Consider the following 22,704-nt stretch of genomic DNA (forward strand, 5'->3'; position numbering starts at 1 on the left):
AAAAACGCTTGAATACTTAAGTGTATTCACCGTTTGGAAAAGCATGCGAACAAGCTTCTTGCATGTTGGGAGGCTTTTTTGGAAGGAGTATTAACCGTGAATGAATTGGAAATCGCAGTCCAACTTAGAGAGGCGGGACAATTAGAAGAATCCAGATCCATGCTGCTGGCATTAGTTGAACGATATCCCGGCAATCCATCCGTCTGGTATCAATGCGCATGGGTGCATGATTCGATGGGACTCGAGAGGGAAGCCGTACCTTTTTATCAAAAATCAATAGAGCTTGGCCTTAGCGGCGAGGACCGGCAAGGTGCTTATTTGGGACTGGGCAGCACTTACCGTACATTGGGAATGTATGCCGAAGCGCGGTCTGTTTTTCGGGAAGCAATAGAAGAATATCCGGATAATCGGGAGTTTCAGGTCTTTTATGCGATGGTGCTTTATAACCTTGAGGAGCATAGCGCGGCTATGGAAATCTTGCTGAACCAACTAGCCGAGACGAGTGGGGATCAAGGCATTCAATCCTATCGAAAAGCTTTGCTCTTCTATGCGGATAAATTAGACCAGAGGTGGGATTAGGGAATACTAATGCGGATTTTTGCAAGACGAGCCTTGACTTGGAGTTAACTCCAGGTGAGATAATAGGATCGACTAAAAGGAAAGCAGGGGATATGGATGGAATACGTGAAATTAGGAAATACAGGATTGGATGTTTCCCGCCTTTGTCTTGGCTGCATGAGCTTTGGTGAGGTGGAGCGTTGGAATCATCCATGGATTCTTGATGAAGAAAACAGCCGCCCGATTATTAAGAAAGCTTTGGATTTGGGAATTAACTTCTTTGATACCGCAAATATTTATTCGACCGGAGCAAGCGAAGAAATCGTCGGTCGCGCCTTGAAGGATTACGCTAACCGGGATGAAGTCGTCATTGCATCGAAGGTATTCTTCCGCATGCAGCCTGGCCCAAACGGCGCGGGGCTTTCCCGGAAAGCGATTATGAACGAAATCGATAACAGCCTGAAGCGATTGGGAACAGACTATGTGGATTTGTACCAGATACACCGCTGGGACTACAATACCCCGATTGAAGAGACGATGGAAGCCTTGCATGACGTGGTGAAAGCAGGCAAAGCAAGATACATAGGGGCTTCCGCTATGTACGCGTGGCAGTTCCAGAAGGCGCTGCATGTGGCGGAGCAGAACGGCTGGACCCGCTTTGTCGCGATGCAGAATCATCTTAACCTCATGTACCGGGAGGAAGAACGCGAGATGATGCCTCTGCTCAAAGAGGAGAAGATTGGCGCGATTCCGTACAGTCCTCTTGCTTCCGGCAGATTGGTCCGCGACTGGGATACCGTTACGCATCGTTCCGAAACCGATCAGGCGCAAAAAATGAAATACGACGCATTCGCCGAGCAGGATCGCGTTATCGCCGAGCGGGTTGCGGAGATTGCGGAGCAACGCGGCGTTCCCCGCGTACAGGTTGCCTTGGCCTGGCTGCTGCAAAAAGAGCAGGTAACGGCGCCGATTATCGGCGTAACAAGCATGGCTCAACTTGAGGAAACAATCGGATCGATCGAGCTTACGCTAACGCCGGACGAGGTTAAATACCTGGAGGAACAGTATGTTCCGCACCGCGTTGTTGGTGCCTTGTAAGTGTAAAGGAGAAAAAGCTGGTTCCTAATCGGAGCCAGCTTTTTTGCGTAATTATTTTGCCGTTAGCAGCTTTGCATTGGCCTGCGCGTCAAAAACCGTAGTTTTTCCGTCTTCGGTAATAACGGCCGATTTGGCTTTTACCGTTTGACCATCCGCGGTGAAATCTTTGTCAGAGAAATTGACGGTAACCTTTAATTGACCGCCGTATTCGGCGCTTTGCACGAGTCGGTCATCGGACAATACCGAGAATTTCGTCATCTCTTGCATTACGGCCATGCTGTGGAACGGAGACCATACCTTCAGGAAGCCGGTAATGCTGGCTTGCTGCTGTTTCCATGCCGCTTCGTCCAAATGGTACAAAGGAGGAGCGTTGTATAAAAGCTCATACAGCATCCGTTCCGCTTCGGCTCCTTTGATTTTGTAACTGCCCCATTCCCAATGATTAGTTGTAATAACGGAATTGTTGTAAACCAGCTTGTAGAGGGGCAGAGAGTAGGTAGGGTCCAGATACACTTTATCGTACAACGGTTTTACCGGCACGGCTTTGCTGTAACGTTCCGGAATCCCCGACATGGCATAATAACCGCCAACGTAATATTCGCTGTCTTTGTTATCGCGCATATCGGGATCTCCCCAGGCAATAATCGGACTTTCTATCCCTTGCGCGTACGCGATGACACCGCTGGCGTAGTCGTTGCCGCCTTCGGAGCCAACGACCATTTGCTTGTCTTTCGCATAATAATTAAGCCTTTGAAGCCGCGCGTCAAGATCCTGCGCCTGCGTCGTCAGATGGGCAGGGGAGTAATCGTCAAAGATTTCACCCGTCGCATCGCAGTCGACAAACCAGGAATTAAAGGAAATCCCTTCCTTCAGAATACTCTCGGCGCGCTGCTTGACACTAGGCAAAGCTAATGTAGGATTAAGTTTACGGCCCCGGTTAAGGAAACCGGCTATCTTCGAGCCGTCTTTCCGGGTAATGGTAGCTTCCTCATAGAGAGCTGAATCCGGGAAGGAAGCCGTATTCCAGGATGGATCCGGCTTCTCCTGAATCGAATGGTAGGAATCGTAAGGGGCAATAAGATAACCGTCGCTTGCCGCTTCGTTCACCATTTCCGGATTAATCAAGCCATCCGCCCAGTTCGAGAGACCAATCCAGGCTTTATCGATACCGGAGTCATGCATAGATTTGATCAGTTCGGTCGAGCCGGCTTGACCCCAGTCTTTTAAATCGGCTGCCGCGTCACCTAGGATGTCTTTTAACAGCAGCTTGTTTAGCTCATACAGCTTTTGTTCGCTTAGGCTGGACAAGCCTTGTTGAATAAGGGCGGTTGCTTCCTTGCCCGTATCCGGGAACATCTCGGCAGAATAGAAGTCTTTCATTCGGACAGCCTGATTAAGCGCGCTTAGCACAACCTTTTTCTGATAATTATCCATATAATCCTGGCCGGACACCTGCATAAGCGTATCTGCGAGCTCGCTGCCGCCGTCCGCGGTTTCATCCATCAGATGCTTAAGCCACGATCCAAGCTTGCCGTTCAGCACGGTTCTCATTTTCGGCCAATTTACATTCTCTTCGGTCAAAATATTGGGACTCCACAAGTAAATTTGCGGTGCTCCGTAAAGCTTCCGGATATTCGGATTTTGATCGGCTTTCTGTTCCAGGGTAACGAAGTTGCCGCTCTCTATTATTTTGTTTTTATAGGGTTGAACGATCTGCTGAGGGTCATTGCCTGTTACATAAAGGCGGAAGCCATAGCTTTTGTCCGGGTTAATCGAAGGAAATTCATGCGTAAATTGCATTTGCACCGATGGATCCGTGTCGAAGTGAAACTCGTCGTTAAATTTGTTATTGACCAGATAAACCATGGAGAACGATTTATTATTTAATGCGAAAAAGTCCATTGAGAACGACTCGCTGAACGTATAAGTCTGATCGTGGAGAAAGGTTTGCCAATCCTTGTCATCCGCGGGAATTCGCTTGCCTTCTCCGAACGGCAGCATGTAGCTGTCCGCTTGAACAATTGGCCACTCGAAGGATTCGGCACCGATGGATTCCAGTTGGATATCGAGATAATTGTCCTTCTTGGTAACCGAGATATTCATCATGCCCGGATAGGTCCAGGATACCGAGTTGTCTTTCTTGATCCAATTCGTTACCTTCGACTTTGGCTGCGGCAGAGATGCTTGTTCTCTTACTCCGTCCTTGATAATGGTAAGCGCAAAGGTAGCGGGATCAACTTCGAACTCAAACGGTTCGCCTGCAGGGAGCGATGCTTGCTGAATCGGCACTAGCGTCCCGGTTTCCGCTGGCGAAGTCTGGTTGTTGCTGCCGTTGGCGCAACCGGTTAATAGCGCGGTTAACACGGTAGTGGTAACCATCCACGTAAATTTTGATTTCATGCTTTATTCCTCCATTTCTGATTTGCGAAATCGAGGTTAGTCTAAGGAACGAATGTTACAGCAATGTGCCAAATTCAATCGAGGCGGTTCGTCACATTCGCGTCACGTGATTTTTATATAGTAGAAAACAAAGCCGATGAATGGGCAAGACTGATATTTGGAGAGTGGGTGACGTATGTACTTGCTGCTGGCCGATGACGAGCCGATGATGCTGCAAATTTTAAAAAGCTATTTTATTAAAGAGGGATTTAACGTGCTGACAGCCGGGGATGGCGAAGAAGCGCTGGAGATGTTTTACGAGCATCAGGTGGATCTTGCCGTATTGGACTGGATGATGCCGAAGGTGAGCGGGGTAGAGGTATGCAAGGAAATCAAGAAGGTCAGCCGGACCAAGGTGCTGCTCCTGACGGCCAAAGGCGAACCGGAAGACGAACTTTACGCCCTAAATGCCGGCGCGGACGATTATGTGCGGAAGCCGTTTGATCCAAGAGTGCTGATTGCCCGTGCTTGTAAATTGTTGAATTGGGCCTCTCAGCTGCGGTCAGGCGATCTGGTGGTGGATATGGAGGCTCAGAAAATATACCGTGACGGAAGCGATGTGCAGGCTACTTCGAAGGAGTTCCAGTTAATGAAGTATCTCATCCAAAATAAGGGTCAGATCGTACCCAGGAAAATGCTGCTGGATCAGGTATGGGGATTCGACTACTACGGAGACGACCGGACTGTGGATACCCATATCCGCAGGCTGCGGGAGAAAATCGGGGAGACCCGGATTAAGACGTTCAGGGGCTTAGGATATAGTCTGGAGGAGCATCCGGATGAGTAAGCTCAGCTATAAGCTGATTACCCGTATTACGCTGACTCTCGTCACGGTATTTATTTTGACTTTTGCGATGAATACTTATTTTTTGCCGAAATATTTTTTATATCAGAAGAAAGAGAAGCTGGCGTCCCTGACTGCCGAGCTGTCTAGCGTGCCCGCTAATGCGCTGGACTCGCTGGTCCAGAAGCTGGAGCAGACGAGGGGCGTAACGATTGTCTATACGAGCATGACTCAGAACGCGGATGACTTAAACGACCAGATTTTGCGGCAATTGAACCGGAAGGGAATCACGTTAAGCAAGTTCTGGTTAAGCGAAGAAAATGTCGCCCTGCTGCGAGAGGGCAAGCGGGTAAACAAGCTATATGATCAAGCTAAGCTGAAGTCCAGCTTCCTTGTTAATTTCCTGCCGTCCGGCGGCAACGTGCTGGCGGTTGGAGAGTCGATCTCCTATTCAAAGGAGACGATTGGGATTGTGAACCGGTTTAATCTGTATATTTGGGCAAGTATGCTGCTGCTGTTGATCATCCTGTCAGCCTTGTATACGGCAAGGATCGTGAAGCCGCTGGAGAAGCTGAACGATACGGCTAGGTCTATTGCCGATTTATCCTTCACCCATGCGAATATCCGGACAGGGGATGAGATTGAATCATTGGCAGGCAGCATTAACCGAATGAGCGATAAGCTGAAAGCTTCCCAGCAGTCGCTGGAGGCAAGAAACGCGAATCTGCGGACGTTTATAGCCGATATCTCGCATGAGCTTAAAACTCCGCTGTCCTTGATTCAAGCCTATGCGGCGGGTATTCAGGACGGTCTTGACGATGGAACGTACGCCGAAGTCATCGGACGCCAAACGAAGCATATGGCAGGAATGATTGATCAACTGCTCGAGCTGTCTAGGCTGCAGACGGAAGTTTACGAGCTTATGCCAACAGAGTTCCGCCGGCTGCTGACAACAACGATTGATGATTACCGCGCAGCCTTTCGTCATAAGAATATGGAGCTGATCGTGGACGACAAGCTTCCAGGCGAAGCTTGGGTCATGGCAGACAACCGCAAGCTCGAATCCGTTCTGCGCAATCTGCTCTCCAATGCATTGAAATATGCCGAAGGGGAGTGGGTCCGCGTTGCCGCGGAAGTCCAATCGTCCGCCGTTCATTTCAGCATTTTGAATGAAGCGGATACAAGCCAGGAAGCGAAGTGGGGGCAGGTATGGGAGCCTTTCTTCGTCTTGGAAGAATCCCGCAGCAAACAATTAAGCGGCACAGGACTTGGTCTATCCATCACCGCATCCATACTGCGGAAGCATCATGCGAATTACGGGCATGTGGCGCAGGATGGAAGGGTGGAGTTTTATTTTTCATTGAGCGTGATGGAGTTATAAATCTCCTAAGCCATCGCTTTTGGCAAAATACTCCTCGATCTCGTTAATGGGAATTAATGTGAGGTCTAGCTTATTCCCATCCTCAAATAGAATGATATAAGAGAACCAATTGCCAAGTTCCGCCGGGAACAGCTCCATCCATATTATAGAAATGACTGGGAAACTCGGGTAAAAGGTGGTGGGGACGACCATGAAGATCCAGATCCGGAACTTAAACAGCAGCTCGACGCCAACGATTTTCCATCAGCATTCGATGATCGACTCCATTCGGGATTTCAATCTAACCATTGAACCCGGCAAAATTTATGGTTTAGTTGGATCCCTTGGCAGCGGAGGCTGGCTCCTCAGTTATTTTCTAGCCGGAAGGGAGGAGCTGTTGTCGGAATGTCTGGATATGTCCCACTCGATCATAACCTTGGATGATAACCCCGTAAACAATGATGTCTTAAAACGTATTTCTTGTTATGTAGGCGAAGGGGTTGCCGAGTTTCCGTATCGCAAGTTCAATACCTATCCCGGTCCGCTTACATGGCAAATACGAAGGGTTCGGTCGGTCGCCGATCAGATTAAAGAGGGGCTTAAGCGGAGCGGGAACCCGTTAGCCCTAGAGCAAATCGCCGGGTTGTTCGAGTTATCCGGATTAGACAAACCAAAGCGTTATCAGGGCAAAATTTATCGTCCCCTTGAATTCAACAGCGGCGAGCGATGGAGAGCTTCTATGGCGATTGGTTATGCTTTTCAGAAAAAGTTATATTGCGTTCCTTGGATCGAACCCCATGGACTCTTTTATATTCTAGGGCAGCTTGGAAGAAAACTACTCGGTATCCTCAGAGAATCCGGTGCGTCGGTAATCGTACCCGTAAGCGATGAAAAATATATTGCGGGTTTGGCCGATGAGATTGTTTATTTGAAGCCCTATGATTTATGGAAAGACAATCAAACGGATGAAAATGTCATAAAGTTATCGGAATAATCAAGAAGCCGCACAGGAAGTGCGGCTTCTTTTAAATAGGCTGAGTTTTACCGCTCGGCATCTATTCTACGGAGAAGAATAATATGGAGATAGGAAGTCATTTCGGTGAGGTGAAAAAATGTCCTATCTCTATTATCCTTATATCGGCTGGAAGCAGCAATGCACTAACGTGCCGCTCGTATTTCCTGCGCAGCATCAGAACCGTCATCCGGGATTCGAATATCCGATGAATCCACGCCCCTTATCGGATAATCCGTATTATAAAGGAAGCGGAAAGCTTAAAGATAAGGTGGCTATCATTTCCGGTGGAGACAGCGGAATCGGCCGGGCCGTAGCGATTGCTTTTGCCAAGGAAGGGGCGGATCTGGTTATTCCTTATCTGGATGAGCACCGGGATGCGGAAGAAACCAAACAGATGATCACCAAGCTTGGACGAAAATGCGTAATGATGCCTATCGATTTACGGATTGAGGAGAATTGCAAGACCGTCGTGGATACAACGATCAAGACATTCGGAAAATTAAATATATTGGTGAACAATCATGGCGTCCAGTTTCATAAGAAAAGCATTCTGGAAATTACGCGGGAACAGTTGATGAATACTTTCCAGACGAATATCATCTCTTTTTTCGATATGACCAAAGCGGCCTTGCCTCATCTCTGCGCGGGAAGCACGATAATTAATACAACTTCGGATACGGCATTTTCGGGAATGGCCAATATGGTCGATTATACCGCAACCAAAGGGGCAATCGTCTCGTTTACACGCTCATTATCGTTGCAGCTGGCTGAGAAGGGGATCCGGGTAAACGCCGTAGCGCCGGGTCCAACCTGGACACCCTTAATCCCTTCGGCATTTACTGCAGAAGAGGTAACAACATTCGCTACCGACGTTCCCTTAAGACGTCCGGGGCAGCCATTTGAGCTTGCGCCAACATACGTGCTGCTGGCATCAGACGATTCATCCTACATATCGGGACAGGTGTACTTCGTTAATGGCGGCTCGATTGTCACATAGACCATGTACCATTTCGATAGGGGCGAGGTGGAACGGCCATGAAGCTTACTTTAGAGATTGCCAAGCATCTGCTTGCGGTTGCAGAACATAAAGCCGTTCAGCTGGGGCTTGCTTGTGATATCGCCATTGCAGACGAAGGGGCTAATCTGGTTGCCTTCCACCGCATGGATAACGCCAGAATTGGGGATATCGAGGTTTGCCAGAGCAAAGCCTGGACGAGTGCAGGATAGGCTCGTTGGATGCGAATGAATGAGAAAAATAGAAAGCTCCTCTCCTTGACGGGGGGGGGAGCTTTCTATTTTTCAGTGAGAACGAAGGCTGATCGGATAATCTCCGTCAATCGTGTGAAATAGGATCGTGTTCTCAGAAGTCCATGTAGGGGCGGTAAGTTGTAAGGCATTTTTTATTGAAGGAGAGCTGCTAATAAGATGTATCGGCTCTTCATTCAATCTTTTAATGATTAAACCATTCAAAAAGGATTCGCTTTTGTAAATATAATAGAAATAATTAGTCTCGCCTAATGTCGCCGTTCTTTGTGCGATATAAATTTTGTTCGTTCCTTGAGGCGAAATTAGCGAATTATATTCATATCCCCAAAGTTTGTAGAAAAACATATATCCCGAGAATAGGGCTAAAAGGAGTAACACCAGTGGTGAGAAGCAGTGAAAATTGAAAGTTGTATGAATAAAGAAGATAGATGAGCAGATCCGCAATAATCATAAGAGTGAGGATGGTTATAGAAAATCTTTTTTTTATGGAAAGCAATATTAATCAACTCCCATGGTTCATCGGTTAATGAATAACTTTATAGACGGAAAAATTTCATGAAGGTTTCCATCTTGAATAAATAAGGAAAAAATATCCTCATTTGTGTTAAACTTGATAAGCATCATAGGATTATATAAACAGGAGGATCATAAATGTCTAGTGAAAGCGTCTTTTCCATGTTTGCTATACTACCCATGATTTTAGTTGTTGTATACGGGTTGTTTATCCTTATGGGGTTATACGCTCTTTATCTTATTATAAAATTCTTGATTCGGGGTATTGCGGCGTTGGATATCTATCTGGACGAAAAACGAAACGGAAGATTTTGATAAAATGAAGGTTGCATATCATTAATTAAGAGAGGCAACGGCCGAATAATCGGCTGTTGTCTTTTTTTATACGCAGACTTAAGTCATTATCGTGCAATTTGATTAATATGTTGCATAAATGATGATTAAGGCATACAATGACTTATATAATGTTGCATGAAAACTTAGATATTTGAGAAAATCCGGAAGAGGTGGTAAAGAGGTCATGTTTCAGGAAGAACGAATCAACGCCATTATGGAGCATTTAAATCAGCATAAGCGGATCGATATTAAAGACATGTGCCAGAAGTTCGACGTATCCCGCGATACGGCTCGCCGGGATCTGCTGAGGATGGAGGAGCTTGGTCTTATTCTCAGAACGCATGGGGGAGCAGTTCTGCCGAAGAAGTCGAGAGAGGTATTCGAGTACAAGGATCGGCTTGTCAAAGATTCCGACGTCAAGCGCGATATCGGACGCCTTGCCGCATCGCTTGTAAAAGATGGCGACTATATTATGATGGACGCTTCAACTACCGTACAGTTCACCGCCGAACACCTTACGGCAGAAAGAGTGGTTGCCGTTACGAATTCCATTGACATTGCTGATGCCTTGTCACGGAAGAATGCCGTAAGGACGTATCTGCTGGGAGGGGAGCTGAATATTAAACACCGTTTCCTGTTCGGCCAAGCGACGATCGATAATTTAGCCGATTACCAAGTGGATAAATTATTCCTTGGCGCATGCGGAATAACGGCAAACGGTTTATCCTATCCCGATGTGGAGGATGGGGTAGTTAAACGCGAGATGATCAAGAAAGCGAATCAGGTCATTCTTTTGGCGGACCATACAAAGTTCGGCGAACAGATGTTTTATAAAATCGGGGGCTTAGACGCCATTGATCTCCTGATTACGGATCAGCAGCCTGACCGGGATATGATGGAAAAGCTTGCGGAGCATCATGTAGAACTACGCGTCGTATCGGAGGAGGATTTGGATGATTAAACTTATTGTCAGCGATTTGGACGGCACGCTGCTGGATAAAAGCAAACAAATTAACGAGCGGGACCGCCAGGCAGTTAGAAAAGCTTATGAAAGTGGTCTCGATTTATGTATCGCATCCGGCAGGATGAATGCCGAGATTACCGTCATTATGCAGCCATTCCCGAATAAATATCATGCTGTTGGTCAAAACGGGGCAACCGTCCGGATGAATAACGAGCATCTGCTTGGAGCAATGGATTTTGCACCCGAATTATCCCTGCAGCTGCTACAAGCGGTCCCTCGCGAGGAATTCATAAGCTTCGTTCATTGCACGGACGACTCTTATTATGCGCGGGTGGATAATGAAGTTTCCCGTTCCGTCCAGAAACGTATTATGTCGGAAAGCTCTATTCATCACAAGTTGGAGGAAGCTCTGGCAAACGATGAGTTCCGTTGCAGTAAGCTCGCTTGTTTCGGAGATTTAGGCAAGCTTAGCAAGCTGGAAGCCCAATTGAATCGCAAGTTCTCCGGGCAGATTGAGACTTTTATCAGCGATAAGGATTGTCTGGATATTATGCCGCTTAACGTTTCCAAAGGCACGGGTATATCGCTCCTCATTCAGGAACTGGGAATTGCTCCGGATGAAATCGCGTGTATCGGCGACTCGTTTAACGATCTTTCGATGTTTGCCTTAACGCCGCACAGCTATGCAATGATCGAAAGCCATGATGAAATCCGCGAGCAGGCTAGTACGGTTGTTCATTCCGTTGCTGAAGCTATCGATCATATCATTGCCTACAATACCATGTCGGTCGCGAATTAGGACAGGGGATGAGAGCATGAAACGAATCGTCTGGTTAAGCTGTTTAGCGTACTTCTTGGTGGGGCTGGCAACCGTTGCTTTTGGCGCCTTGCTACCCGAATTGCTGCAGGTCTACGGTAAAAGCTACAGCAGCGGCGGACAGCTCGTATTCGCGCAATTCGCCGGCTTTTTCCTCGGAGTTGTCCTGACTCCCAGACTAACCGTACTATTCGGATATCCGAGAACGATCTGGCTAGGAATGCTTTTTCTCGTCATGGCGCAAGCTTTGCTTTTCTTTAGTCCGATGTGGGCATTGGTCATTATACTCGCCGTACTGAATGGTTGCGGGTTCGGAATGACACAAACGGCGTTAGGCACTTATTTGCTGGAGATCAGCGATCAAGCTGCGGTAACGATGAGTCGTCTGGAAGTTGCTTTTGGAGTTGGCGCTTTATTCATGCCTTTGATCTCGAGCGTATTGATTGCGCAAGCCGTCTGGGAGTGGTCGTTTGGCATAATTGCGCTTCTAGCTTTGGTCAATCTCCTGTTCTGGAGCAGAAAAGCAATGGGCACTCCGGTAATTGATTCTTCCTCCATTCATCCATTGCCTACAACTGACAATACAATGAAATCGAAAAAAACTCCGATTCCTTTAGCCTCGCTAGTTTATTTTACCTTGTTTGTATTCCTCTACGTAGGTCTGGAAACAAGCCTTATTAATTTCCTGCCGTCGATCTTCTCCAAGCATTTCTCCATTCATGCGTCTAACGCAAGCCTGTCGGTTACCTTATTCTGGGTCGCAATGATTATTGGGAGATTCTTCTCCGGTTATCTTGCCGAGAGGATTCGGTACAACCGTTTCTTGCTCGTCAGTGCAATAGGTGCCGGACTATGTCTCGTTTGCATGCCGGTTATGAAGCATTCAATCGCCGCATTTGCTCTTGTCCTGTTAACCGGTTTGTTCTTATCAGGAATCTTTGCCATTTTGATTGTATATGCGAACAGTGTTTTCGAGGGGAATACGAAGCAGATCACCAGCATTCTGATTGCATCGGGAGGAATTGGCGGGGCAATTCTGCCACTCGTTATCGGGTGGTGCATGGACCGGATATCGACATCCAGCACGTTGGTTATCCTGGCTGCCTGCTCGTTCCTGCTGTTAATATGTCTTTACAGAATCAGAATGAATTTGCAATCGAAAGCAGCTCAAATAGCGAATAAGAATTTAAGCTTGTAAATAATGAATAAATACGAAAAGCCGGGAACTACGGCTTTTTTGTTTGACCGGAATTTCCGTTTCCATGTTAGTATTGAAGTAATTAATTGGAAAACTCGAAAGGGCGGGTAGTAGTGAAGTCATTAGGGGCTAGCTTATTGCTTACCGCATTTTTTCTTCTGGAGCTTGTGGCATTTATTGTTTTTGGTTATTGGGGTTATCACCTGCAATCCGTTAGAATCATTAGTATCCTATTAGCAGTGGCAGCGCCACTTGTTCTTGCGGTTCTCTGGGGAATGTTTCTCTCGCCAAAAGCATCTGTGGCCATTTTCTCCTATCCGGTAAGGACGGCGTTAAAGCTGGTGGTTTTCTTGGCCGCTTCAGGCGCATTATACTCAACCGGACATGAGAAGCTAAGTCTTGCTTTTCTGATTATATCCGTCTTGCTGATCGCGGCTGTATTTCTTTTGAATTTGCATAAGGTCGATACCGTAGGTAAATGAATGGAGGCTGCCACTTAAGGCAGCCTTTTGCTTATCCCTAAACCGTATGGACGACCTGGTCGATAATCCCGTAGTCAAGCGCTTCTTGGGCGGAGAGAAAATAATCGCGGTCCATGTCCTTTTCGATTTTCTCGAGCGGCTGACCGGTACGGTCGGCCGCGATCCGATTCAACCGGGCTCTCGTATCGAGGATCCGCTTCGCGCTGATTGCGATATCGCTAGCTTGGCCCTGGGCGCCGCCATGCGGCTGGTGGATCATGACCTCGCTGCTAGGCAGGGCAAACCGTTTGCCTTTGGCTCCGCTTAGAAGCAGGATAGCCGCAAACGAAGCAGCCATCCCTACGCAAATCGTATGGACCTCGGGTTTTATATACTGCATCGTGTCATAGATCGCAAAGCCTGCCGTGGTTGAGCCTCCGGGAGAATTAATGTACAGGCTGATTTCCTTATCCGGGTCCTCGGCGGCAAGAAATAAGAGCTGTGCTACAATACTGTTCGCTACCTGGTCATCAATGGCTGAGCCAAGGAAGACAATCCGGTCCTTAAGAAGCCGGGAGTAAATATCATAGGAACGTTCTCCGCGATTGGACTGTTCAACGACATAGGGGATAAAGCTGCTCATTGTAATCCCTCTTTCCTTTGGTTGATGTCTTACAATTCGGCAAACGAAAAGGGGATGCGAAAAGATACGCCGTAAAATTTATTTTGCTGTTGCGTATCTTTTTCGCGGGCTCACTCGTTTACTGAATTAAGGATGCGTATAATAGGAAAAAGCGGAGGTGTCCGATATGATTGATGCAATGACGGAAAAAGAACATATAGAATGGGAACGGCTGCAACAAGTACTCGGCCGCTATTGCTTGACTTTAACCAAATCCCGGGTGGAAGCGGAGGATTTAACGCAGGATACATGGATTAAGGTCATGGATTCGGCGCAGCTGACGGAGCATGCCAATCCTGAAGCTTATTTGCTTCGGATTGCCCGCAATAACTGGATTGACCGGGTAAGACGCCAGTCTAGCCATGCACGGATGATGGAATCCGTCCGGGGCTCAGCGGTTTATCATGCCATGCCGGACGAGAGCCGAATCGGAACCGAAGTGGTCATGCAGGCGCTGATGACTTTCCTGTCTCCGCTTCAAAGGGCGGTCTTTCTGCTGAGGGACGTTATCGGGTATTCGGCACAGGAAACGGCATTGCGATTAGGACTAACTCCAGGCGCGGTAAAAGCGGCTTTGCATCGGGCCCGCGCGGCATTACCGCAGGTTAGACAGGCGGTTGAAGCAGGTTCGCTGCCTGTTCCGAAAGAAGAAGGGCTGCGGGATGTCTTGCGTGCGCTTGCTATTGCTTATGAAGGCGGCAATATTGAAGCGATGCTTACGCTTGCGCAGCAAGGAGAACTGGAGCCGGCGCCGGCAATTGCGTTGCTGCAAGGCAGAAGACTTCGGGCAGCCTCGAATCAGGCCCGCCGTGGCGATTCCGTACCGTCAATGATGCTGGCCGCTTGATAAAATATACAATGCATGCACGAAGGAGCACGGCCGTTACAGGCAGTGCTTCTTTTTTTTGCTGGCGAATAACGCAATCCGAATTAGCTAAAAATATCCACGAGATCAGGAAAGGAGTGGTAAATGTGATGGAGCCGCTTAATCCAGTGAATGTGAGCGCGAACTTAAAAGATAACGAGACTGTGCTCCGCAACATTTTCCATCACTGCGCGGATATCGTATTTCGGCCGCTCAATTTTCCTGACCGTACGGGCATCTTGCTTGTCTATATCGACGAATTGACGGACACGAACAAATTAGAGCAGATTATTTCTGCCTGCATGACGAATGACGATTATAGCCGATTGACGCAGTACGCGATTGTTCAAAGCTATTCTGAGATTGTAGCCAAAGTGCTTAAAGGCTGTACGGCTATCTTTATGAACGGGCTGCCTGTTGCTTATATGGCTGACCTCACCGCCTTCAAGCAGCGTTCCATCGACGAGCCTTCCAATGAGGCTTCCATCCGCGGTCCAAGGGAAGGGTTCACGGAAGATCTAAAAACCAATCTAAGCATGATCCGGAGAAAAATCAGCCACTCCAGGCTGAAATTCGAAAGCTACCGTGCCGGAGAATTGTCCAATACGGAGTTTATTGTCGCTTATATAGAGGGTTGCGTGAAGCCGGAGCTGCTCCAGGAGGTAAAAAGCAGGCTCGAATCCTTCCACACCGATCAATTGCTGGATTCCAGTTATATCGAAGAGTTTATTGAAGACAAACCTTTATCTCTATTCCCGCAGATTCGAAACACGGAACGTCCGGATACCGTCTGCTCCAGCTTGTTGGAAGGAAAAGTAGCCATCATTGTAGACGGGTCTCCTAACGCGCTTATTCTCCCAATGACCTTCTGGTCGGGGTTCCAAGCGGCGGAAGACCATTACGAGCGATTCTTGTACGTCTCCGCGGTAAGAATGCTGCGGATGCTGCTTGCCGTGATGTCATGCCTGCTGCCGTCCTTGTATGTTGCCCTTACAACCTTTCATCCGCAAATGATACCGCTGAATCTCATGCTCAGTATTTCGGCAGCGAGGGAAGGCATTCCGTTTCCGACCGTTATTGAAACCTTGCTCATGGAGATCATGTTTGAGGGCCTCAGGGAAGCGGGGCTTCGGTTACCCAAAGCCATTGGTTCGGCCGTCAGTATCGTTGGAGCGCTTGTCATTGGGGAAGCCGCGGTACAGGCGGGATTTATTTCGGCGCCAATCGTTATGATCGTTGCGGGCACGGGAATTGCCTCGTTCGCTTTTCCGAGCTATAGCCTGGCCCTGCCATTCCGGATTCTCCGGTTTCCGTTATTAATCTTAGGCGGTTTTCTCGGTTTATACGGCGTCGCGATCGGGATCATGATTATCGCGATTCATCTTGTAACCCTGAAATCGTTCGGCACGCCTTATCTTAAACCAACGGCACCCATCTTGCCGAATTTCTGGAAGGATACGCTGGTACGCATGAACAAACGTTTTGTTCCGGCACAACGCAGAAAATGAAAATAATCCGGTGCTTCATCATTTCTTCTCTTTGCTCGCTGCTGCTCACGGGTTGCTGGGACAGGAATGAAATAAACGAATATGCTTTCTGGATCGGAACCGCTCTGGATTTAACGGATTCTGGAAAGCTTGAGAAAAGCGCTCAAATCGCCATTCCTGCCGAGTTCAAGACGCTAAAGGGAGGCGGGGGTAAAGGGGAGCGAGCGAATATTGTCGTATCGGCAACGGGCAGCTCCATTGTCGATTTGATTCAACAAATTCAGGAAAAGCTGCCCCGCCGGATTTTTTTGGGACACCGCCGATCTATTTTTATTGGGGAAAAGCTGGCTCATAACGGGCTGGTCGATATCATGGATCAGTTTACCCGGAATCCGGATACCCGGATGCGTACCGATATTTTCGTGGTTAACGATGGCAAGGGCAAGGACGTTTTAAAGATCAACAGTCCCTTTAACCAGTTCTCGGCGATTGTGGCGGTGCATCAAGACCGTTATTGCCGGCTGGGAGATACGTCCTTGCGGGATTTCCTGCTGGATGCGGGGAGGGACGGCATTAGACCTTCCATGCCGATGATCGATATTGCTCCGATGAACAAGCTGGAGGAGAACAAAATTATTGAAGTAAGGGCTGTCGCTATTTTTAACAAGGATTTAAAAATGGTTGGGAAAGTCCGGGACAGGGAATCCCTCGAACTGTTCTGGGTGAAAGGCGTTCTCAAAAATCAGTACGTGTCAGAAGAAACCGGGGAAGGCACCTTGTCCTTGTATGTATCCAATCTAAGAAGAACGTTCCGCACCGCTATCGAAGGGGATAAGCTTAAGGTCCGCGTTAAATTGATAGGGAATGCCAGGGTTGTGGAAAACAACACGCCTATTGATCTTTCCGTATCCTCCCAGCGCATTCATACGGAACGGAAGTTTAATAAGATCAAAGCCAAACAAATTGAGGCCACCATCAGAAAAATACAAACGGATTACGGTCAAGATGTATTCGGCTTCGGAGAAGAGTTTCACCGGGAACATCCGAAGCAATGGAAAAAGCTTAAAGCTCAATGGGATCAAAAATTCCCGACTATTGAAGTTACCGTTGATGTCGGAATTAAAATTAAAAGCACGGGGGATATTCGCAAGCGTATCCCTAGAATAGGAGCAAGAGAGTGAAGATATCGTCTTGGCAGTTATTTTGGATTCTGACGACCCTGGAGATTTCCATGAGCATTTGGCTAACGGTATCTCCCACAATCGAGATTGCCGGGCAGGATGCGTGGATCTCGCTTATCGTAGCGGGAATTATCGGACTCGCCCTGTCGTGGGTCTTGATTAAAGTCAGTCAGAGACACGCTTCGCATACCTTGATAGAATTTGTGCAGACTTTATTCGGCAAATGGCTTGGCAAACTAATAGGCGTGCTGTATTTGCTGGTCTGGTATTCCGTGTGTGCGGATATCCTTCGCATTTTTTCCTTGTTTATCAAGCAGGTTCTGTTTCACGATACGCCGATGTGGCTAATCTCCGTACTAATGATGATCGCCATGGCGTACATCACTTTGGTTGGAAGCGTGGAGGGAATTGCCCGGTTCAGCGAGATGGCCGGACCGCTTCTATTGCTCGGCATTCTCGTTACCTTTATACTCAATATCTCCAATCTGCGTCTGACGCTTATGCTGCCGGTCTTTATGGATACGGGAGCGATGTCCATATTGAGGGGATCTTTTGTGAATGCCTCATTTTTGGGGGAGTCCATGATGATTATGATGCTGATTCCTTTTGTCGCTAATCCGAAAAAGATTCTCAAACCCGTGATTTTGTCCATTTGCATCGCATCTATGCTGGCCATTATTACGGCCGTTATGGTTATTTCCACGTTCGGCATTCAAATCGGATCCACCTTGTATTTTCCGTATTTCAGCATGGTGAGGTTTATTAATTACCTGGATTTTATTCAGAACATGGATGTATGGATTGTTTTTATTTGGATCTTCAGCGTATTCGTTAAGCTGTCTATCTATCTGTTCATTAACAGTTACGGAACAGCCCAAATATTAGGAGTTAAGAAATGGCGGAAAATGATTGCGTTTACGGCTCCCGTTATTTTCGCGGCCACCTTAACTCCGGCCAATCTCTTTGGTTTGCTTGATTTCGCGAACTTTGTTTGGATCAGGTTAATCTTCCCGATATTTATCGTGGGTTTCCCGATTATCTTCCTGCTCGCGAGCATGCTTCGCAAACGAATGCTTGCCGCCTCCTGATTAATGCGTAAGCACGGGCATAGGAGTTCGAATATACTCCGAATATCGTTGAGATTCCTGCCCGAGCCGTTCCTCCGTAGAAGCATTCGCGTCGTAACAGACAAACGCGGGGAGATAAGTGCCGCTGCATCTGGTAATGGTGCGTTCAAGGGGACGGAGGAGCTCGCTGATCGTGAACTGATTGTCTCCGCCAGAGCGGTAGGATTTATGCGTTCCACCGGTAGTCGTGGCGATAAGAAATTCTTTGCCAGCGAGCCGGTTGCCTCCTAAACCATATGCCCAGCCTGGTTTCATGACATCGTCGAACCATTTTTTCAACAATGGCGGACAGCTGTACCAGTAGAAGGGGAACTGCAGAATTATCCGGTCGTATTGCAGCAGGAGCGCTTGTTCCTTCTCCGTATCTATGTTCCAATCCGGGTATAGCTCATACAGCTTGTGAATATGAATATTTTCTCGATGCTTGTTAAGCTCTTGCAAGAACGCCTTATTGGCTCGGGAGTTATTCAACTCGGGATGGGCAACGATAACCAGAATTTTCATGAGAATCTTCCTTTCAAGTGGAGTATCCCCATTATTGAGCAATATGTCGGAACTGAAAAGTACGCTCTTTTTCCGTACTTAGTACGGTTTACCGTACTATATTGCCGATGCCAAAGGCTCTGCTATAATAAATACCATCTGAGAGCTAAGCGGGACGGAGGAGAACAATGAACATGGACAGCCAAAGGCCTGCCTCCACGGAAGGTATAATGGCTACCCTTCAAGCTATCGGAGGGAAGTGGAAGCCGTTAATCTTGTTTATCCTGTTATACGAAGGTACGAAGAGATTCGGAGAGTTAAGACGGCTGCTGCCGAATGTGACGCAAGGGATGTTGACCAACCAGCTTCGGGAAATGGAGAGGGACGGACTTATTGTCCGGAAGGTGTACCAGGAGGTTCCTCCCAAAGTGGAGTACCAATTATCCGACCATGGCCAAACCCTTGGTACCGTCTTGACCGACATGTGCGGTTGGGGCTTCAAGCATCTTGCCTTTATGAATGAACATACGGAAGACGAGCAGCGGAAGGAACTAACTTCATTTTTGACGCAAGCGGATACCTGAGGGTGTTCGTTTTTTTGTTTTGAGGGAGGATATGCGGAAGCCGTGTGGAATTTATTGGATGGGCAAATGGCAAACATCGATTACACAACATAGAGGAGGATCAGCATTGAGTGTTACTCATTCTGTGAAAAACCCAACCAGGCTAAAAAATATTATCGTATTTTCTGCAGCTCTTTTATTCTGGTTGTTTCTGGTTATTCATTATTGGAGGGACTATTTAGGCAGAGACAGAGCGGAATTCCTACTCTTATACTCTAACTCTTTGGTTTTCCTATTTTATTTCGTACTCTTAATACTAACCGTAATTAGAGCTTTAAGGAAACCTACTGAGCTCTCTATAAATGAAAATATAATTCAGTTGAATGGTCATACCCTTCCAGCTCAAGATATAAAAGTGATTATGAAAATGGGGTATTTCAGCCCTGTGATAGGTATAAAGCCTAAAGGGAAGAAGATTGTGCCCCTTCGTTTGTGCTTCAGTTTCGCTATGCATGAAGATCAGGGTATAATGGATTTGAAAGAATGGGCGGCAGCTCACAACATAAAGATGGTCAATAAAGATTTTATGTCGTGGTTGTAAGGGTTAGAGTCGCTCAGGCAGCGGCTCTTTTTTGCTTCACTGACAACCTCATCATTACTGAAAAATAAGCGGAGCGTCAGTGTGTGGAGGTTTTAATCATGCCCGGTTTGAGTTACGATATCTAATGGAGTCACTACCGATGGCAGTCCGCCATCCCATACGGAGGAACACAAGTGGAAAACTTTGCATGCCTATATATTATTCGCGGTGAGCCCTATAAGTCGGGAACCATCGTGAATTTGGATGAAAATGAAACGACGGTTGGCCGGTTATCCAATCAGTTGACTCCGGATATAGCCTTTACCAATCCGTTTATTTCGCGGCAGCATATCGTCATACGGAAAGAAAATGATAAAGCCGTGCTGTACGATAAAGGAAGCCTTCACGGAACGGAGATCAACGGGGAACGGGTGAAGCCGCACCGTCCGTATCCGTTGAACAATTTCGACATCATCAAGCTTGCGAACGGAATGAGCGTCCTTCATTTTTCTTATGTGTTCGCCGATCAGACGCTGGAGCTTGAGCCCCTTAGCATTACCAGACAGCTGGAGATCCCGGGAATGCCGCTGACGATTCATTGGGAGAAGAGAGAATGCGTAATTGAAGGGCAGCGTATTGCGATGTCGGAAAAGGAATATTTGCTGATTCGTGTCCTTCACGAGAACGCCAATCGGCTTGTACCGCTTGAAGTCATTAAAGCTACAGTATGGCCTGAACGGCTTGCAGGAGAAGAAGGTATCCCGGACGTTACGCTGGATGAATTAAATGCTCTGATCTACCGGGTACGCAAAAAATACGGCAAAGACACCTTCCTGATAAGCGCAGTGCGCGGCAGCGGCTACGTACTCGAATCGGAGATTGTATCTTCCTGACGAAAGTAGGAGAATTCCTTCATGAAATATATACAGACAGAGTATTCAGGACCGCTTAACGGAAAAGTACATATTCCTGGAGCGAAAAACAGTTCTCTAGCGCTGCTTGCCGCAGCATGCTTGGCCGATGATATTGTCACGCTCGAGGGAATCCCCCTCATCGATGATATAAGAATGATTGAGGGAATAAGCCAGGATATCGGTATGGAGCTGAAGCAAGAGGGAGGACTAATGATCCTTGATCCCCGCTGGATTCACAGTGCGGTGATTGATCCGGGCAAGTCCTCGAGCTACCGGGCATCGTATTATTTTGCGGGTGCCTTACTGGCTAAGTTCGGCAGAGTAACAATCGGATTCCCCGGAGGAGATAATTTCGTCTCCAGGCCCATTGATCAGCATATTAAAGTGTTCCAGGCGCTTGGTGCCCGGGTTCACATGTTCCAGGATTATTACGTTGTAGAAGGCACGGAGCTTAAAGGCGCGGATATCTACTTCGATATGGTCACATCCGGCGCTACCATTAATGCGATTCTGGCAGCTTGCCGGGCGAAAGGGCGGACGATTCTGCATAATGCGGCCGTAGATCCGGAGGTTGTGGATACAGCGGCTTTCTTGAACAGGCTTGGCGCGAAAATTTATGGAGCCGGAACGAACCGGATCCGTATTGAAGGCGTTTCTTACTTGAATGGAGGAAGACATACGGTTATTCCCGACCGGTTAATTGCCGGAGCCTTTCTGATGGCTGCCGGTATTAACGGTGGACAAGTTACGGTAGAAGATGTCATTCCCGAACATCTTGGTTCTTGTCTGTCCAAGCTGGAAGAAGTAGGGCTGGATATCGAATGCGGCGAGAATCATATTACGGCTTACAGCTCCGGTTCGTTAAGAGCAACACGCATCCGGACAGGCATGTATCCGGGCTTTGCGACGGATCTGCAGCAGCCCATGACGGCGCTCTTGCTGCAAGCGAAAGGCAAAAGCATCATCACGGAGCGCGTTTACCCGATGCGGTTCGCCCATGTCCCGCAGTTAAGGCGGCTTGGCGCGGAGATTGAGCTGCGGAAGGAAAGTGCGTTCATTCGCGGCGGCATCCCGCTGCAAGGCGGCTGGGTGCACGCAACCGATGTGCGCGCAGGTACCTGCCTGCTCCTGGCCGGTTTAGCAGCGGAGGGAAGCACGTACATTACAGGCGTTGAGCATATCGAACGCGGCTATGAAGACGTAATTGGCAGCTTCCGAGCTATCGGGGCGAAGCTGTCCGTTCATGACCGACCGGATACGATGATCACTGAAGACAGAATCCTGAGTTAATAAACGACAACACAGAAGCCTCTAACGAATTCGAGTTAGAGGCTTTTTTAATACAAACTATGGACGAAGAGGAGTGGATGCAAATGGGTTCCCGAATGATGCATTATTGTATTACGTCCGAAATCAATAAACATATTTATTCTTCGCAAGAATCCCGAATTCATCTTGGAGGTCTAGCTCCCGACTTAACGCATCCCGTTTACGCGCCTAAATCGGTCACTCATTTTGTTCGTATCAACGGTGAAGGCAAGAAGAAGACGGATTACGAGTTTTTTGTTCAGAAGTATAACGAGAGCTTCAATGATTCATTTTACGTCGGCTATTTAAGCCATCTTGTAGCCGATCACATCTGGTACGAGATGATGTACCTGAAGTTGATCAAGGCACTCCCTGAAGAGGAGAGACAAGCTGCGATAGACAAAGGATATCGTGATTTCAGAAGGTTAAACAAGCTATTGTTGCGCGATTACCCAATTTCTCCTCCAGCAGAAATCCCTGTCATAGATAATGTCAGGATCGACGGCTTATATCCGGAATATTTGCCTGATATTACGAAGCAGCTTATTAACGATTTCCATATCGAAGAGCCCGTTACGCCGGATGATCTTGAAATCTATAGCCTGGACGCAATTCTGGAGTATATCCGGTTATCCATAGAGGAAACGCTCAAGGTACTCCATACTAAAGCGTTAATTCAAACATAATAACAACTGCATGAAGCCG

At 47.6% G+C, this 22,704-nt stretch carries 23 protein-coding genes and 1 pseudogene; 20 read left to right on the forward strand and 4 right to left on the reverse strand.

The window, feature by feature from the left end; translation table 11 throughout:
- Positions 1 to 96: 96 nt before the first annotated feature.
- Positions 97 to 579: a tetratricopeptide repeat protein gene (locus tag PJDR2_RS15315; protein WP_041614315.1), complete on the forward strand. Its 483-nt coding sequence runs from the start codon at positions 97 to 99 to the stop codon at positions 577 to 579.
- 96 nt (positions 580 to 675) lie between these two features.
- Positions 676 to 1,656 carry an aldo/keto reductase gene (locus tag PJDR2_RS15320; RefSeq protein ID WP_015844618.1) on the forward strand — a complete coding sequence of 327 codons (981 nt, stop codon included), beginning with the start codon at positions 676 to 678 and terminating at the stop codon, positions 1,654 to 1,656.
- 51 nt (positions 1,657 to 1,707) lie between these two features.
- Here PJDR2_RS15320 and PJDR2_RS15325 read toward each other — a convergent pair whose 3' ends face one another.
- The gene (locus tag PJDR2_RS15325; RefSeq protein WP_015844619.1) at positions 1,708 to 4,056 is read right to left on the reverse strand and encodes a glycoside hydrolase; all 2,349 of its coding nucleotides are present in this window, start codon (positions 4,054 to 4,056) and stop codon (positions 1,708 to 1,710) included.
- Between the two features lie 175 nt (positions 4,057 to 4,231).
- Between PJDR2_RS15325 and PJDR2_RS15330 the strand changes: the two genes are divergently transcribed.
- Together PJDR2_RS15330 and PJDR2_RS15335 are read left to right on the forward strand one after the other, a co-directional pair.
- Positions 4,232 to 4,882, forward strand: coding sequence for a response regulator transcription factor (locus PJDR2_RS15330; protein WP_015844620.1), 651 nt, complete (start codon positions 4,232 to 4,234; stop codon positions 4,880 to 4,882).
- A complete protein-coding gene (locus PJDR2_RS15335) occupies positions 4,875 to 6,260 on the forward strand; it encodes a sensor histidine kinase (protein WP_015844621.1) in 1,386 nt (461 codons plus the stop codon). The genes PJDR2_RS15330 and PJDR2_RS15335 overlap by 8 nt, the downstream gene beginning before the upstream one ends.
- 6 nt (positions 6,261 to 6,266) lie before the next feature.
- Here the strand turns inward: PJDR2_RS15335 and PJDR2_RS15340 are convergent.
- Positions 6,267 to 6,398: pseudogene (locus tag PJDR2_RS15340) on the reverse strand (aminoglycoside 6-adenylyltransferase); the annotation flags it as partial.
- A 52-nt stretch (positions 6,399 to 6,450) separates the two neighbouring features.
- Between PJDR2_RS15340 and PJDR2_RS15345 the strand changes: the two are divergent.
- The 7 genes from PJDR2_RS15345 (at position 6,451) to PJDR2_RS15375 (ending at position 12,830) form a co-directional block, all read left to right on the forward strand.
- Positions 6,451 to 7,233, forward strand: coding sequence for a hypothetical protein (locus PJDR2_RS15345; protein ID WP_015844622.1), 783 nt, complete (start codon positions 6,451 to 6,453; stop codon positions 7,231 to 7,233).
- A 118-nt stretch (positions 7,234 to 7,351) separates the two neighbouring features.
- Positions 7,352 to 8,251: an SDR family oxidoreductase gene (locus PJDR2_RS15350; protein ID WP_015844623.1), complete on the forward strand. Its 900-nt coding sequence runs from the start codon at positions 7,352 to 7,354 to the stop codon at positions 8,249 to 8,251.
- A gap of 38 nt (positions 8,252 to 8,289) precedes the next feature.
- Positions 8,290 to 8,481: a GlcG/HbpS family heme-binding protein gene (locus PJDR2_RS15355; RefSeq protein WP_015844624.1), complete on the forward strand. Its 192-nt coding sequence runs from the start codon at positions 8,290 to 8,292 to the stop codon at positions 8,479 to 8,481.
- A 1,072-nt stretch (positions 8,482 to 9,553) separates the two neighbouring features.
- Entirely contained in the window at positions 9,554 to 10,330 is a 777-nt protein-coding gene (locus PJDR2_RS15360; protein WP_015844626.1) for a DeoR/GlpR family DNA-binding transcription regulator, read from the forward strand.
- A complete protein-coding gene (locus PJDR2_RS15365; protein ID WP_015844627.1) occupies positions 10,323 to 11,132 on the forward strand; it encodes a Cof-type HAD-IIB family hydrolase in 810 nt (269 codons plus the stop codon). Before PJDR2_RS15360 ends, PJDR2_RS15365 begins: the two co-directional genes overlap by 8 nt.
- A 16-nt stretch (positions 11,133 to 11,148) precedes the next feature.
- Positions 11,149 to 12,348 (forward strand): MFS transporter, encoded by a 1,200-nt coding sequence (locus tag PJDR2_RS15370; RefSeq protein WP_015844628.1) that lies wholly within the window; start codon positions 11,149 to 11,151, stop codon positions 12,346 to 12,348.
- Between the two features lie 137 nt (positions 12,349 to 12,485).
- A complete protein-coding gene (locus tag PJDR2_RS15375) occupies positions 12,486 to 12,830 on the forward strand; it encodes a YrdB family protein (RefSeq protein ID WP_041613465.1) in 345 nt (114 codons plus the stop codon).
- 37 nt (positions 12,831 to 12,867) lie between these two features.
- Here the strand turns inward: PJDR2_RS15375 and clpP are convergent, their stop codons facing one another.
- Entirely contained in the window at positions 12,868 to 13,452 is a 585-nt protein-coding gene (gene clpP, locus PJDR2_RS15380) for an ATP-dependent Clp endopeptidase proteolytic subunit ClpP (RefSeq protein ID WP_015844630.1), read from the reverse strand.
- Between the two features lie 166 nt (positions 13,453 to 13,618).
- Between clpP and PJDR2_RS15385 the strand changes: the two genes are divergently transcribed.
- The 4 genes from PJDR2_RS15385 to PJDR2_RS15400 all read left to right on the forward strand — a co-directional run bounded on the left by PJDR2_RS15385 (position 13,619) and on the right by PJDR2_RS15400 (position 18,112).
- A complete protein-coding gene (locus PJDR2_RS15385) occupies positions 13,619 to 14,338 on the forward strand; it encodes an RNA polymerase sigma factor (RefSeq protein ID WP_015844631.1) in 720 nt (239 codons plus the stop codon).
- A 128-nt stretch (positions 14,339 to 14,466) separates the two neighbouring features.
- Positions 14,467 to 15,864, forward strand: a complete 1,398-nt coding sequence (locus PJDR2_RS15390) for a spore germination protein (protein ID WP_015844632.1) — start codon at positions 14,467 to 14,469, stop codon at positions 15,862 to 15,864.
- Positions 15,861 to 17,024, forward strand: coding sequence for a Ger(x)C family spore germination protein (locus tag PJDR2_RS15395; protein ID WP_015844633.1), 1,164 nt, complete (start codon positions 15,861 to 15,863; stop codon positions 17,022 to 17,024). Before PJDR2_RS15390 ends, PJDR2_RS15395 begins: the two co-directional genes overlap by 4 nt.
- A complete protein-coding gene (locus tag PJDR2_RS15400; protein ID WP_015844634.1) occupies positions 17,021 to 18,112 on the forward strand; it encodes a GerAB/ArcD/ProY family transporter in 1,092 nt (363 codons plus the stop codon). The genes PJDR2_RS15395 and PJDR2_RS15400 overlap by 4 nt, the downstream gene beginning before the upstream one ends.
- Here the strand turns inward: PJDR2_RS15400 and PJDR2_RS15405 are convergent, their stop codons facing one another.
- Positions 18,113 to 18,655, reverse strand: coding sequence for an NAD(P)H-dependent oxidoreductase (locus tag PJDR2_RS15405; RefSeq protein ID WP_015844635.1), 543 nt, complete (start codon positions 18,653 to 18,655; stop codon positions 18,113 to 18,115).
- A 167-nt stretch (positions 18,656 to 18,822) separates the two neighbouring features.
- Between PJDR2_RS15405 and PJDR2_RS15410 the strand changes: the two genes are divergently transcribed.
- The 5 genes from PJDR2_RS15410 to PJDR2_RS15430 all read left to right on the forward strand — a co-directional run bounded on the left by PJDR2_RS15410 (position 18,823) and on the right by PJDR2_RS15430 (position 22,685).
- Positions 18,823 to 19,218, forward strand: a complete 396-nt coding sequence (locus PJDR2_RS15410) for a winged helix-turn-helix transcriptional regulator (RefSeq protein WP_015844636.1) — start codon at positions 18,823 to 18,825, stop codon at positions 19,216 to 19,218.
- Positions 19,219 to 19,324: 106 nt separating this feature from the next.
- The gene (locus PJDR2_RS15415; protein WP_041613466.1) at positions 19,325 to 19,798 is read left to right on the forward strand and encodes a hypothetical protein; all 474 of its coding nucleotides are present in this window, start codon (positions 19,325 to 19,327) and stop codon (positions 19,796 to 19,798) included.
- Between the two features lie 173 nt (positions 19,799 to 19,971).
- A complete protein-coding gene (locus PJDR2_RS15420; protein ID WP_015844638.1) occupies positions 19,972 to 20,670 on the forward strand; it encodes an FHA domain-containing protein in 699 nt (232 codons plus the stop codon).
- 21 nt (positions 20,671 to 20,691) lie between these two features.
- Positions 20,692 to 21,981, forward strand: a complete 1,290-nt coding sequence (gene murA, locus PJDR2_RS15425) for a UDP-N-acetylglucosamine 1-carboxyvinyltransferase (protein ID WP_015844639.1) — start codon at positions 20,692 to 20,694, stop codon at positions 21,979 to 21,981.
- Positions 21,982 to 22,064: 83 nt separating this feature from the next.
- The gene (locus tag PJDR2_RS15430; protein WP_015844640.1) at positions 22,065 to 22,685 is read left to right on the forward strand and encodes a hypothetical protein; all 621 of its coding nucleotides are present in this window, start codon (positions 22,065 to 22,067) and stop codon (positions 22,683 to 22,685) included.
- Positions 22,686 to 22,704: the final 19 nt, after the last annotated feature.

Origin of the sequence: Paenibacillus sp. JDR-2, assembly GCF_000023585.1 — a bacterium.
In the GTDB taxonomy this organism is placed as follows: Bacteria; Bacillota; Bacilli; order Paenibacillales; family Paenibacillaceae; genus Pristimantibacillus.